Consider the following 13,022-nt stretch of genomic DNA (forward strand, 5'->3'; position numbering starts at 1 on the left):
GAGCAGCAGAAGAAATAAAGCACTATGCGCATCATATCTCGCAGCAGCACGTGTGCTTCGCGAACCCTGCATGACGATTGTCCCACTCGTTGAACATACACGCCAACGCCATCGCCGGCCCTTCGGCTGCAGGATGATCTCGAAAGTAGGAAATTGATGCGACACGGGTTATGCAGCACGGCTCAAGCCCAGGAGATGGCCATCGGTTGCGTAAGCCGGAGCAGCACTGAAATTAGGCGCCGTAAGGCCGGCCGACAGTCGCCGGCTCGTCAATCCGAAGTCGCCTGGGGTAACTGCCGCGCCCCGTTCCATGCGGGGCGCCACTTTGACAACGACGATGCTTGTGCCCTCCCTTCGATGAAGCGTCAATTTCAACTCCTGTCCAACTCGCGCCAGGCCTACCTTGTTGCGCAATTGCGCAGCCGACCGAATGGGACGGTCGTCGGCCATTGTCACAATGTCCCCTTTGCGCAGACCGGCCATTTCCGCCGGCGAATTTGGCAGAACCTCAGCTATCAAAGCGCCTTCGGCCCGAGCACCCGACAGCCGCGGGTCCTGCAGAGAAACGCCGATATGGCCGCGTTCGACATGGCCGGTGGCAATAATTTGCTCCATCACTCTCCGCGCCATATTGGCGGGGATCGCAAAGCCAATCCCGACGTTTCCTCCAGCAGGCGAGATGATCGCCGAATTAATTCCGACCAGCTCGCCGCGCAGGCTGACCAGCGCGCCACCAGAATTGCCGGGATTAATCGCCGCGTCCGTCTGAATGAAATCTTCGTAACCCTGCTTGCCAAGGCCAGTGCGGCCGAGTGCGCTGACCAGACCCGAGGTTACGGTTTGGCCCAGACCAAAGGGATTGCCAATCGCGAGCACAAAATCACCAACCTCCAGCGCGTCACTGTCGCCAAAAGCAAGCGCCTTGAGCCCCGCGGGGCTCTGGATTTGGAGTACGGCCACATCGGTCGGCGGATCGCGACCAATCACCTTGGCCGAAAACTGTCGGCCCTCCTTCGTGGTGACTTGCATTGTGGACGTGCCTTCGACGACGTGATTATTGGTGAGTACAAAGCCGCGCAGGGCATCGACGATCACTCCGGATCCGGTTGCGTTGACCTCTTTCTCAATTTGCTTCGGAACATCGAAGAATTCGCGGAACACCGGGTCACGGTAGAGGGGATTGTCTTCACGCACGCGACCGTGCACCGAAATGTTAACGACCGCAGGCGTGACTTGGCGAACGAGCGGCGCCAATGTCGGGATCGGCGCTCCGGTCTTGAGATCGGGAACTTGCGCCGTCACGAGAGACGGTGCCCCAAACGTCAGCGTCAACACCAACAGCGCCAATTGGATTACGCGACCATTTTTCATCTTGTGCACCATGATATTCGCGGGAGCCGGCTCAAGCGCTTGCCGGCAGCCACATCGCACGTTGCAGAGCGACGCAGGGAACGACACAGGCCGCAGCCATATGACCGAACAAGACAAGGCCGAGGACAGCGTGCGTGACCATCATGCGGCCCTCCGTTCTGCGGCGGCCCAAGGCCGCCGCAGCCGCATCGGCACGCCGCCACCACGCGGCGGGTCATCATTGTCATTGTCGCCGTCGAGCTTGCGCAAGGCTGCGAGAATATCCGCGAGCCGGACCGTATGGCTCATGCCGGGAATCTTGCGCAACCACGGACAGGATTCCACCGCATACATGTCGGAGGCCCAGGACGACAGGATGATGCGCTTCTCCGGCGTGGAGAGCTCATTGTCGTTCAGGACGCTCCTTGGAGAATCGTAGTGAGCGGCGGGGTGAAAGATCGGATGAAGATTGTGAGCATTTGTGTTTGCGTTCGTCATCGTCGCGTCTCCCTTATCTCTCCTTTCCGAGGGATTGCTGTGGGAAGAAACGGCGGCGGAGCCGTCGCTTCCTGGTTTTGATTATGCCGCATTGATCGCGATGCGCTTCACGCCCTCGCGCGGCTTGTCCGATTTGGGCAACGAGACAGTCAGGACACCGTTCTTGAACGTCGCCTCAACCTTGTCTTCCTGCACATCGTCGAGCGGAATCTGGCGCTCGAAGGCGCCGTAATACCGCTCGCTGAAGTATCGGCCTTCTCCATGGTGCTCGGCCTTCTTCTCGCCGCGGATCGTCAGGACGCCATTGGTGATTTCCACCTGAACGTCCTTTTCGGTCATCCCCGGCAGTTCGGCCGACACGGTCAGTGCCTTGTCCGTTTCGCTGAGCTCGACCTTCGGCCAGCCAAAGCGACCTTCCATCGACGACGACAGGCCCGGGCTGCCAAAGCCGCGGAACACATCGTCGAACAGACGGTTCATTTCACGGTGCAGTGTCAGGAAGGGATCGAAGCTGTCGCGGGCGGGCGCAAGCTCCTGCGGTTTCGACCACGGAATGAGATCACGAATAGCCATTGTTCTACCTCGCTTGTTCGTGGGGACAGGGTGTGCGGACGCTTCACGCGCCGCACGCCCCGTCTCGATGCTGCAATCGCGCCTAAGCTGCCTTCTTCTGCGCGATCTGGGGTGAGGAAGAAGCCGCCGTTCCGATCTCGATACGGCGCGGCTTCATCGCTTCCGGCACCTCGCGCACGAGATCAACGATCAGCAGACCGTCCTGGAACGAGGCCTGCTTGACCTGGACATAGTCAGCGAGGTTGAACACACGCCGGAACGGACGGGCCGCGATACCTTGGTAAAGGTATTCGCGCGCGCCACCGTCGGGCTTCTTGCCCTCAACGGTCAGCACGTTCTGTTCCGCCGTCACGGCGATGTCCTGAACACCGAAGCCGGCCACTGCCAGCGTGACCCGGTAGTGGTCTTCGCCGAAACGTTCAATGTTGTAGGGAGGATAGTTGTCTTCGGTCGCCTGACGCAGCGTCGAATCGACGAGGTCTGCCAGGTGATCGAAGCCAATCGTGGAGCGCCACAGCGGCGCGAAGTCGAGTGTCCTCATAGCCAAGTCCTCCAAAGAGCAAGATGGATACGAAGGAACGCCAGGCCGTGTTTACGGACCGGTCCGGCGCCCGTACCGGACCCTAAACCGGCGTCCGGCGCACCGCTCTCGCGGCGAAAAATGACTTAAAAAAATGGAAGATGAATTCAAGAGGGTTGCTCAAAAAAATCTTCAAGTTCCGATCATGCCGCAATTTCAATCCGGGTTACGCGGCCTCGGCGTAAGTCAGGCGGGCCAGTTGTGCTTCAGCATCATTGCGCAGGCGCATGAGGCGAGCGCGATCCTCAGAAGTTAGGTCGCTCGCAGGCAAGAGCCTTTCGCAATGCGAAATAACGCGTCTCTGGCTTTCGATCAGAAAGGCAAACGCGCCGCCAACAGCGGGTTCATACGGCATGGAAAGTCCTTACACAGCTCAGACGGAAGTTTGGAGCGACCGGATCGACCGGCCGCTCCACACGGACTAGCTGGTTGCAGGTGGCGTCCCGTCGCGCTGGGTCGGCAACAGGTCGAACCTCAGCCGGGGCGCATCCAGGACCGGCGAAAGCAGCGTATCCACCTTCATCGTGGAAGGCGCCTGCGGCCAGGTCAGCCAGGGCATCGTGTCCACGTACGGAATCGGCGGCAAGGCAATTTGTTCGAAGCCGATTTTTGCTGCCCGCAGCGGGGATGTCGCTTCCGACCCTCGCGCCGCAAACGGCGCCAGCGCAACGACACCACCGAGTGTTACTGCGAGGAGATTGATTAGGGTTTTGTGGGTGCCCTCCGCCCGAGCGGAGAATGTGAATTGATCCTTGATCATCTCATGCTCCTATCGTCGAAAACAGATCCAGATGTCCTTTCTGTATGTGAGAGGTGGGCCCAGCCGGTCGGCCGGGCCCGATACGCGTTAGAAGTCCATGGCGGGAGCCGGCGCGGCTTCCGTTTTCTTCGGCTTGTCCGCCACCAGCGCTTCCGTGGTGATGAGCAGCGACGCGACCGAGGCCGCATCCTGCAGGGCGGTGCGCACGACCTTCGCGGGATCGATCACGCCGGCCTTCACCATGTCCTGGTATTCGCCGGTCGCGGCATTGAAGCCCCAGTTGTAGCTCTGGTGCTCCAGAAGCTTGCCTACCACCACCGACCCGTCCTCACCGGCATTTTGCACGATCTGGCGTGCAGGCACCTGGACCGCGCGGCGTACGATATCGACGCCGGCCTTCTGGTCGGAATTGGCGATCTTGATGCCCTCGAGGGCCCTTAGCGAGCGCAATAGCGCAACGCCGCCGCCCGGCAGAATGCCTTCCTCGACCGCCGCCCGCGTCGCGTGCAATGCGTCGTCGACGCGATCCTTGCGCTCCTTGACCTCGACCTCGGTGGCGCCGCCGACGCGGATCACCGCGACGCCGCCGGCAAGCTTCGCCAGCCGTTCCTGCAGCTTCTCGCGGTCATAGTCGGAGGTCGTCTCCTCGATCTGCGCCCTGATCTGCAGGCTGCGCGCCTCGATGTCCTTCTTGGCACCCACGCCGTCGACGATCGTGGTATTCTCCTTGTCGATCACCACCTTCTTGGCGCGCCCGAGCATCTTCACCGTGACGTTTTCGAGCTTGATGCCGAGGTCTTCGGAGATCACGGTGCCGCCAGTGAGGATCGCGATGTCCTCCAGCATGGCCTTGCGCCGGTCGCCAAAGCCGGGTGCCTTGACGGCGGCAACCTTCAGCCCGCCGCGCAGGCGGTTCACGACCAGGGTGGCGAGCGCTTCGCCTTCGACTTCCTCGGCGATGATCAGAAGCGGCTTGCCGGATTGCACGACCTGCTCAAGCAGCGGCAGCATGGTTTGCAGGCCCGAAAGCTTCTTCTCGTGGATGAGCACGTAGGGATCCTCGAGCTCGACCCGCATCTTTTCCGCGTTGGTGACGAAGTAGGGCGAGACGTAGCCGCGGTCAAATTGCATGCCTTCGACCACTTCGAGCTCGGTGTTCAAGCTCTTGGCTTCTTCGACCGTAATGACCCCCTCGTTTCCGACCTTCTGCATGGCCTCGGCGAGGAAGCGGCCGATCTCGGCGTCCCCATTAGCCGAGATGGTGCCGACCTGGGCGATCTCGTCGTTGGAGGTGACCTTCTTGGCGTGGGTCTTGAGGTCAGTGACGATCGCGTCCACCGCGAGATCGATCCCGCGTTTCAGGTCCATCGGGTTCATGCCAGCCGCAACGGCCTTGGCGCCTTCCTTGACGATCGCCTGCGCGAGCACGGTCGCGGTGGTGGTGCCGTCGCCCGCCAGATCGTTGGTCTTGGAGGCGACTTCGCGCACCATCTGTGCGCCCATGTTCTCGAACTTGTCCTCGAGTTCGATCTCCTTGGCGACGGTGACGCCGTCCTTGGTGATGCGGGGCGCGCCGAACGATTTTTCGATCACGACGTTACGCCCCTTCGGACCGAGCGTGACCTTCACCGCGTTCGCCAGCGTGTCCACACCCCGCAGCATTCGCTCGCGGGCTTCGGTCGAAAACTTTACGTCCTTGGCAGCCATTTTGAAAATCTCCCTTCTCTTCGATGACTGTCAGCTCACGCTGCCGTCTTGAGCGCTTCGGCCTTTTCGACCACGCCCAGAAGGTCGCTCTCCTTCATGATCAGCAGCTCCTTACCGTCGATCTTGACCTCGGTGCCCGACCACTTCGCAAACAGCACGCGGTCGCCGGCCCTGACGTCGAGCGGCACGAGTTGGCCCTGCTCGTTGCGGCCTCCTGGGCCTACGGCGATGATCTCGCCCTGCTGCGGCTTCTCCTTGGCAGTGTCGGGAATGATGATGCCGCCAGACGTTTTCTCTTCGGCATCAATGCGGCGCACGAGCACGCGATCGTGCAATGGACGGAAATGCATGCACATCCTCCTCAATCAGGTTCAGCGATGTTCAAAATCCGGGTCCGGAAACGGCCCCCGGGCGGACATCGAACTGGGAGTCGAATCGGCCCGGTTCAAGACCGCTCGAGTGAATTTTTTTGCCCGTAACGGCGCCCTTGCATTCGGACCAAAGCTTCTGGGATGAACCAAGGGCTTGCCGTCAACGATTGGTAAACTGTGCACGCGTTGCGCTAACTTCTTGCCGTGCCGCTGGTTTCGATCATCCGCATTTCGTGCGCCGGCGCCACAATTTTTTTCGGCCCCCTCTTGAAACCGAAAACGGTTTTGCTAATTTTCCGACGCCACAGAAAATGTGGGGTTCGGACGCCTCATGGGTCCGGATCAATGAGACGGGCACCGGTCGTGTCCGGTGCCGCTCGTAACCATCTTGCTCTTTTGGAGGATTTGGCTATGCGCACTTACGATTTTTCGCCCCTTTGGCGTTCGACCATCGGCTTCGACCGCCTTTTTGACCTCGCAGAGACGGCGCAGCGCGCCGGCGAGGACAACTACCCACCGTACAACATCGAACGCCTTTCCGAAGACCGCTATCAGATTTCGCTGGCGGTTGCGGGCTTCGCGCCTAGCGATATCGCAATCACGGCCGAACAGAACGTAGTCACCATTGAAGGCAACAAGCCGGATCATGCCGAGCGGAATTTCATCCATCGCGGCATCTCTACCCGCAATTTCAAGCGAAAGTTCAATCTGGCGGATTACGTCCAGGTCAAGAGCGCATCCTTCGAGAACGGGCTGCTCAAGGTCGACCTGGTCCGGGAGATTCCGGAAGCCATGAAGCCGCGCCGGATCGCGATCAACGCCGGGCCGGCGGACAATGTCCAGAAACTAGAGACCAAGGCAGCGGCGTAAGCAAGCTATCTGATCGGCGCCGCGCGCGTTCGCGCGGCCGCCTCTATTTGTCAACGAACAGGAGGATCCAATGCGGCTGACGACCGCGGACGATAATGCGCGTCTCCCGACAAGCGACGGCCGACGTTACTTCGTCGGACCAAGCGCGGCAACTCTACATGACGCGGGAGAGAAGCAGTCATGACTGGCCACCATATCGAACGACTTCGCGCGCACCGAAACAATATTCGCCGTTATCGCAGGCTCCTCGAAACGTCTCTCACAGATCTTGAACGAGGCTATATCGAGCGACGATTGCTTGACGAACGAGCTTCCGTGAAAGCTCTGCTGCGAGAGGCTTACCCGGATTGCCTGTCACTCCGGACGACGAAACCCGGGGCAGATCGGCGCACAACGCCATTGGAGCTGACGGAGTTCCTGCATCCGGCCGGTGCTTTTGAGCATCCCCTAGATGTACTCGATGATCCCGATCTCACCGCGTACGAGAAGCGGGCCATCTTGTCCTCCTGGCTCGCGGATCACTGCCTCGGCGAAGATCGCTCCCACCTGAACCCGCGCCACGACGATACAAGCGCCCGGCTCGAAGATATCGTCGATGCGCTGTGTGATCTCTTCTCGCAAACGGAGACCGAGAACATCGATCATGAATGCAAGCTGGATCGAAAGGAGCGGCGGACAGGACTCCAGTTCCCTTCAGGGCGTCGGCATCATGACGACCTCAGGAGGACAAATCGATGCTGATCGATCCCGCTGATGTTGCCGCACTGGTCAGATCAGTCGGATGCCTTTTGAGCATGGCGATTATCGCAAGAGTGCTTTCGAGAGCAACACTTCGCTGATCGCCGCTCCATACCGGCCTTACCTTACGAGAGCCACTGCGAGGGGCACATGTACAACACGTATTCTCGGCCACTGCCTTCAATTGCAATCGGACTGACTCACTATCTCGCTCAGATCAAGAAATTTCCGATCCTGACCCAGGAAGAGGAGACCCAATTCGCGAGACGCTGGCGCCAGCTGGGCGATCGCGAAGCGGCCTATCGCCTCGTCACAAGCCACCTGCGCCTCGTTGCAAAGGTTGCGATGCGATACCGCGGTTACGGATTGCCCATCGCCGACATCGTTTCCGAAGGCAATATCGGATTGATGCAGGCCGTGCGACGCTTCGATCCGGAGCGAGGGGTTCGTCTTTCAACGTTCGCATTGTGGTGGATCCGGGCGACGATTCAGGAATACGTACTTCGATCCTGGTCGATGGTGAAGGTTTCAACAAACAACGCACAAAAGAAACTCTTCTTCAAACTACGGCAAGCTAAGCGTGCGATCTCGGCTGTCGAGGACGGAGATCTGCGTCCTGAGCAGGTTCAAGCAATTGCTGCGCGCCTCGAGGTGCCGGAAAGAGAGGTAGTAGACATGGACCGGCGCCTGCGCGGCGACGTATCCCTGAATTCCCGCACTCACGACGATCTGGACGCCGACGAAGCGATAGAACGTCTTGTAGACCCTTCGCCTGCACAAGACGACAAGCTGGCTGATGAACACGAATTGGTCCAACGCCGACAAGCGTTGCGAGCCGCTATCCAGACGCTTGCTCCGCGCGAGCGACACATCTTCACTGCGCGCCAGTTGACTGAAACGCCTCCAACACTGGAGGAACTCGCGGCAGAATATGGAGTATCCCGCGAGCGGGTCCGCCAAATAGAGCAGCGAGCATTTGAGAAGATAAGGCTGGCAATGCATCCGGCCGGCAATTCTTTGAAGACCGCGACAACTGTCGCAAGGAATTCCGTGTCGGTCCAATCGGCACAAGAAAATCGAGATAGACCCTATCGGCGAGCTGCTGAATTCAACGACATCTGAGCCTTGAACGCATGAACCCGCCGGGCGGGCGGCTCGCCAGCATTCGCTATGCAGCGATAGAGCAATTCTGCAGCGCAGCTAAATCATGCGAAGGGACAGAAGGGGAAATTAGCGTTGGTTGAATGAAAGGTTCGATAAACTGAGGCGGCCTAGTCTTTCGGCGGCGGCGTCTGGTTGATCAATTGAGAGACAGCCGTCACGACTTGGGCAGGCGCAAATGGCTTGCTAAGAAGAATGCTATTGGGCACGCCATGCGAGGGCCACTCATCCGCCGCAGCTCCGGTCATGTAAATTACCGGCATCTCCGGATTGAGCTCCCTGGCCCGTTTGGCAACGTCCCAGCCCGTCAGCTGGCCCTTCAAGTTAATGTCGGTCAAGAGCGCTCGATACTTCGTGGGCGCGCCTTGAAGCAGTGCTACTGCCTTTTCACCAGATGCAACGATCTCATTTTCAAATCCGCCCTCGGCAAGCGCGGCGTCGACAAGGTCTTGGATCAGAGAATCGTTTTCTACCACTAGGATTAATAGTACCGCGCTGTGCATAATCCCACCTCCGCCGCACCAATGCGGCAACTGCTAAGTGCTAAAAGGCACATAAGTTCCAGATGCGAAACCGGCCAGCGGGAATGTCACCTGAACCAATGGCACGTGGGGGCCGCTCCGCGACCGGAAGAGTCCGACGGCTGAGCTAACCGGTTCAATAGCTCGGAAGGCCTTCACTTTCTCGCCTTAGAATTGCCGACGACCGGGTCGCTGGCACTTCCGCACCTACCCGCAAAGCGTCCTCGCGGGCTCTCGAAGCACCATCTGACCTGTCGCCACGAGTGATCTGCCCTATGTCGCAGTTAGAAAAACCCGTCTGTGTCACCCCTTTCTGGAAGCGAGGACGCTCCGCACCGAGCTGCGCCTATACGTTCAATTCGGCTCACCCGCATCGCCCATCCGCCCGGAATGACGTTCAATTCTTGATTGCAGTCCGGCCAGATCAATAAAGTCATCAGCCTGCCGTCTCAGTTCATCTGCAATTATTGCTGGCGGACTCGAAAGACTCGAAACAACCGTCACGCGAACGCCACGCCGTTGGACGGCCCTGACCAGCGAACTGTACCCTCCGTCGCCTGAAAACAGGAAGATCTCGTCCAACTGTTTCGATAATTGCATGACGCCGACTGCGAGATAGATGCCCATGTCGCTCGACGCAATTGTCGCGAGTGAAGGCGCAGAAATCGTCAGCTTCAAGTCGTGATTGCTTTTCGAAGTCCCCTTTTTCGCTCTTGCTTGGCTCTTCGCGCGCTTTTTTCGCGATCACCGGCCTCCGCGAGGCTCCGCGCTCGCGCGAATTCTGAACCCTGCGGTCCAGTGTCTATGCTGACAGCTGCGGAGGTCCATTTTGGCCCCGCAACGGTTGTCAGACTAGCACAGAAAGCTCTCACAGAATTGGAGGACCGAAAGCGTTTGCGGCAGTTGCGAAAGGATTTCATCGAACGCCGCGCTAAATCGGCTGCCGATCGCAAAAAATCAAATGCCGCGACAATGCGGCCAGGAGATCAATCCACCTGAGAGCCGGACCACCTCGACGTCGAGGGGCACGCGAGCGATCAGGCACGCACCAACCGGTGGGCGAGCGCGATGCCGCGCTCAGAGATAGTAACGGTCCAACCTCCTCATCGAAAACGACGGTTCATTCCCAGACCTCTTTGCGGCAGTTATCGCATCGGAAGATCATCACGAAACGATCTCTACTGACGTCGAGAATAGATGTGATGAAACGAGTCTTGGTACCGCAACCGGCGCACTGGGGCTCCTGCTTAGGACGCGATTGTGTCGTGCAGACTTCCTTACGATCCTTCACGCTCAAGACCTCAAGGTTGGGAAAGCGATTGATATTGGTTGGCGGCATGCAGCCGCGATCCCTATTCAAAAGATGAAGCAACCCAAATTCCCGGCCGCACGCAGCGGCGGATGAGCGATCCATGCTCGCCGAGCGAGTGCAGCATGATCCAGCCATTGTTAACGAGATCGCAGATGCCTGTGTGCCGACGCAGGACATCGTCCATTGCAGTTTCGGGAGCGGCGATGAAGACGTTCAAGCGTACCGGCTCATGGACAAAGCGCGTGCCGTCATGCACCGACTGCCATGGCAATCCGAATCGCAGGTCCCCGGCGTTGCCTTCGAGCACGCCGAGCTGGCCGACGATGTTGTGAAGCACCTTGTTGCCGCTGCCGAACGCCGCGTTGTTAACGGTCGAGCCGTAGTACTGCAGATTAATCCAGCTTGCGACCGCCATCGGGGCGGTCATGATCAGCTCCAGCACCTGATGATCTCGATCCTGCTCGTGGATATAAGAGTGCAGGAAGGCGCGGCCGGACAGGTCGAGACCGCGCGTGATTCTGCGCGGGGCAGCGATGAATGCGGCGTTTCCCGCGAGGCCCCATTCTGGCCGAACTTGGGACCAGTCCTTGCTACGCGCCTTGATTGCGGCGTCGGCATCCGCCGCATCTCCGACGCCCAGCAACGCGCGGCGCTCGAGCCTCGCCAGATGAGCAGCATCGGACAGCTGCAATTTCAACCGCGCCAGATCACCTGCGAGCGCGGCCGGCACGTCCTCCTCATCGAACAGCTTGAAGTCGTCCGTGGTGGTGTCGTGAAGCGCACCGACGAACCAGCAGTCGGCGGGGATGTCGATGCCGCGCTCCCGCAAGCCGTCCCGGACTTGCGAATCGTTGAGGATCGCGGCGGCGACACGCGCATTGGCCTCGCCTGTGTGACCCCCGCAGGCGCCGCAGTCGAGGCCCGAGGCGTGTGGATTGTTGACCGTGGTGCTACCGTGCCCCGTCAGCAGCACGAGGCGCGCGAACGGCCCGGTCAGCGACATCGCCTTCAGCACCGCCTCGGCCATATCGATGGCCTGCGAGCCGGTAAAGCCGGTGGAACGTCCTTTGAGCTTGCCAGGCGCGAGCCGCGGGCCGACCCGCGCAGCGACGTCGGAATCGAGACCATCGCTGACCGGCGATGGCACCGGTCGGGTTAAACCCGCGCTGTCGGTCGCGATCTTCGCCGCGAAGCCGAGGCCCGCCGTCTCGACAAAGGAGAAGGACGACACCGCCGAGACCTTGAACGATTTCCAGGCCTTCGCCAGTCGCCGCCGGAGCAGTCGCTGGCCCAGTACTTCGGCTTCCTCGAACGGCTCGGCGTCCTTGACTTCCTCGCAGACGATGAAGGCGGGTTTGAGCAGCACGGGACATTGCGCGCCACCCCGAAGGTGGCCTATCGGAACATATTCGATGGGGAAGCCGAAGAAGCCGGCGAAGCCGATCGTTTCCACCTCCGGGCAAGCTGTCTCCAGCGCGCGCCGGAAGATTTCCGAGCGCACGTCGATGCAGAAGGCCGCCTGGACCGCAGGCCGGTCCGTCCGACCAGACGCTACCGCGGTGCGGTCGTTGGCGAGGAGCCGCGCGATCAAGTTGCGGCGGAACACGATCTCATAGGCGTCCTGCAGGACGACGTCGACGGCGAGCTCGGGAGTTTCGTCGAGGCGGTGATCGACGGGCAGCTTCGCCGCCTCCTCCATCGCTCGCGCCCAGGCTGTCCTGAAGGCGTCATCGGTCCGCGCCTCGAACAGCGCCAAACCCCAAGCCAGCCGGATCGCAAGCAGTTCGAGCAGAGTGTCGTCCCGGCGGCCCTCGAGCTCCGCGTTCCATCCTACGTAGCGCGCATAGGCCGACCAACCGAGGTCGAACAGTGCGCGCACCAGATAATCCTCGATCGCGCGATCGGGAATGCCGAGGCGGTCGACGATTACCCCGATGGCTTCGACGGGATCGGTGGGCAGCGCCGCAACGGATCTTCGAAAACCCCCAATGCCCATGACTTCGGGATTGCGGTCGTAGATCGCAAGCGTCCGCCAGGCCGCGTAGGGCTTGAGCCTGCGCGCCGGGTTTGGCCAATTCGCCTGGCCCTCGTCGAAATAGCTGGCGCAGAAGGCCGAGATCTCGTCGATCATGAGGGCAACCAACGAGACGTAGCGATCGCCTTCTGCAAGGCGATCCAGCACCTCGGCCACAGTGGCGACGACGGCCGGCGGCGCGCCGGCCGGCGCGTCCGAGCGCAACGCCTGTTTGAGGCTCTCGATGTCGAGGCCAGCGTCGGGGTGAAGCGCGAGCGCCTGCGCCATCGCCGCATCGTCGATGCGGCCTTCCGCGAGCGCCTGCCGGTAGAAAGCCCGCGGCATCAGGATGCGCGCCCGCACCACGCGCTCGAAAGTTGCGGCGGTGGCTGCGAAACTCTGACCCGTGAAGCCGAGGAACGGGTTGACCGCAACGAAATGCTTGAGCGGCCAGAGGGGGGCAACGCGTGCGCAGGCGGTTGCGATGCGGGCCTCGAGCGTAACGTCCGCGTCGGCTTCAATCGGAGCGATTTTCAGGGCAAGGGCGGCCTGGTTCATGGTGATCTC

General features: G+C 60.4%; 13 protein-coding genes and 1 pseudogene. 4 read left to right on the forward strand and 10 right to left on the reverse strand.

Annotated elements, in window-relative coordinates; translation table 11 throughout:
- Nucleotides 1–168: 168 nt before the first annotated feature.
- The 4 genes from QY049_RS12895 to QY049_RS12910 form a co-directional block, all read right to left on the reverse strand.
- Nucleotides 169–1,371 carry a trypsin-like peptidase domain-containing protein gene (locus tag QY049_RS12895; protein ID WP_258766916.1) on the reverse strand — a complete coding sequence of 401 codons (1,203 nt, stop codon included), beginning with the start codon at nucleotides 1,369–1,371 and terminating at the stop codon, nucleotides 169–171.
- Nucleotides 1,372–1,512: 141 nt separating this feature from the next.
- A complete protein-coding gene (locus tag QY049_RS12900; RefSeq protein ID WP_194480939.1) occupies nucleotides 1,513–1,848 on the reverse strand; it encodes a hypothetical protein in 336 nt (111 codons plus the stop codon).
- Nucleotides 1,849–1,929: 81 nt separating this feature from the next.
- Nucleotides 1,930–2,421, reverse strand: a complete 492-nt coding sequence (locus QY049_RS12905; RefSeq protein ID WP_194480937.1) for an Hsp20/alpha crystallin family protein — start codon at nucleotides 2,419–2,421, stop codon at nucleotides 1,930–1,932.
- An 82-nt stretch (nucleotides 2,422–2,503) separates the two neighbouring features.
- Nucleotides 2,504–2,962 carry an Hsp20 family protein gene (locus QY049_RS12910; protein ID WP_194480935.1) on the reverse strand — a complete coding sequence of 153 codons (459 nt, stop codon included), beginning with the start codon at nucleotides 2,960–2,962 and terminating at the stop codon, nucleotides 2,504–2,506.
- Nucleotides 2,963–3,095: 133 nt separating this feature from the next.
- Between QY049_RS12910 and QY049_RS12915 the strand changes: the two genes are divergently transcribed.
- Complete coding sequence (locus QY049_RS12915; RefSeq protein WP_301269469.1) at nucleotides 3,096–3,257, forward strand: hypothetical protein; 162 nt, start codon at nucleotides 3,096–3,098, stop codon at nucleotides 3,255–3,257.
- A gap of 165 nt (nucleotides 3,258–3,422) precedes the next feature.
- Here QY049_RS12915 and QY049_RS12920 read toward each other — a convergent pair whose 3' ends face one another.
- The 3 genes from QY049_RS12920 to groES all read right to left on the reverse strand — a co-directional run bounded on the left by QY049_RS12920 (nucleotide 3,423) and on the right by groES (nucleotide 5,818).
- On the reverse strand, nucleotides 3,423–3,761 hold the full coding sequence (locus tag QY049_RS12920; protein WP_194480925.1) for a hypothetical protein: 339 nt from the start codon (nucleotides 3,759–3,761) through the stop codon (nucleotides 3,423–3,425).
- Nucleotides 3,762–3,848: 87 nt separating this feature from the next.
- Nucleotides 3,849–5,468, reverse strand: coding sequence for a chaperonin GroEL (groL, locus tag QY049_RS12925; RefSeq protein ID WP_258765905.1), 1,620 nt, complete (start codon nucleotides 5,466–5,468; stop codon nucleotides 3,849–3,851).
- 35 nt (nucleotides 5,469–5,503) lie between these two features.
- Complete coding sequence (gene groES / locus QY049_RS12930; protein ID WP_194480921.1) at nucleotides 5,504–5,818, reverse strand: co-chaperone GroES; 315 nt, start codon at nucleotides 5,816–5,818, stop codon at nucleotides 5,504–5,506.
- A gap of 432 nt (nucleotides 5,819–6,250) precedes the next feature.
- Between groES and QY049_RS12935 the strand changes: the two genes are divergently transcribed.
- The 3 genes from QY049_RS12935 (at nucleotide 6,251) to rpoH (ending at nucleotide 8,569) form a co-directional block, all read left to right on the forward strand.
- Nucleotides 6,251–6,709 (forward strand): Hsp20 family protein, encoded by a 459-nt coding sequence (locus tag QY049_RS12935; protein ID WP_301269493.1) that lies wholly within the window; start codon nucleotides 6,251–6,253, stop codon nucleotides 6,707–6,709.
- 180 nt (nucleotides 6,710–6,889) lie between these two features.
- The gene (locus QY049_RS12940) at nucleotides 6,890–7,450 is read left to right on the forward strand and encodes a hypothetical protein (RefSeq protein ID WP_258765904.1); all 561 of its coding nucleotides are present in this window, start codon (nucleotides 6,890–6,892) and stop codon (nucleotides 7,448–7,450) included.
- A 147-nt stretch (nucleotides 7,451–7,597) separates the two neighbouring features.
- Nucleotides 7,598–8,569, forward strand: a complete 972-nt coding sequence (gene rpoH, locus QY049_RS12945) for an RNA polymerase sigma factor RpoH (RefSeq protein ID WP_194480918.1) — start codon at nucleotides 7,598–7,600, stop codon at nucleotides 8,567–8,569.
- 149 nt (nucleotides 8,570–8,718) lie between these two features.
- On the opposite strand, the gene QY049_RS12950 is transcribed toward rpoH, so the two are convergent.
- The 3 genes and pseudogenes from QY049_RS12950 to QY049_RS12960 all read right to left on the reverse strand — a co-directional run bounded on the left by QY049_RS12950 (nucleotide 8,719) and on the right by QY049_RS12960 (nucleotide 13,013).
- Nucleotides 8,719–9,111 carry a response regulator gene (locus tag QY049_RS12950; protein ID WP_194480917.1) on the reverse strand — a complete coding sequence of 131 codons (393 nt, stop codon included), beginning with the start codon at nucleotides 9,109–9,111 and terminating at the stop codon, nucleotides 8,719–8,721.
- A gap of 372 nt (nucleotides 9,112–9,483) precedes the next feature.
- Nucleotides 9,484–9,759 (reverse strand): annotated as a pseudogene (locus QY049_RS12955) (NYN domain-containing protein); the annotation flags it as partial.
- Nucleotides 9,760–10,481: 722 nt separating this feature from the next.
- Nucleotides 10,482–13,013: a YbcC family protein gene (locus QY049_RS12960; protein ID WP_301269470.1), complete on the reverse strand. Its 2,532-nt coding sequence runs from the start codon at nucleotides 13,011–13,013 to the stop codon at nucleotides 10,482–10,484.
- Between the last annotated feature and the right edge of the window lie 9 nt (nucleotides 13,014–13,022).

It is taken from the genome of Bradyrhizobium sp. WYCCWR 13022 (genome assembly GCF_030435535.1).
In the GTDB taxonomy this organism is placed as follows: Bacteria; Pseudomonadota; Alphaproteobacteria; order Rhizobiales; family Xanthobacteraceae; genus Bradyrhizobium.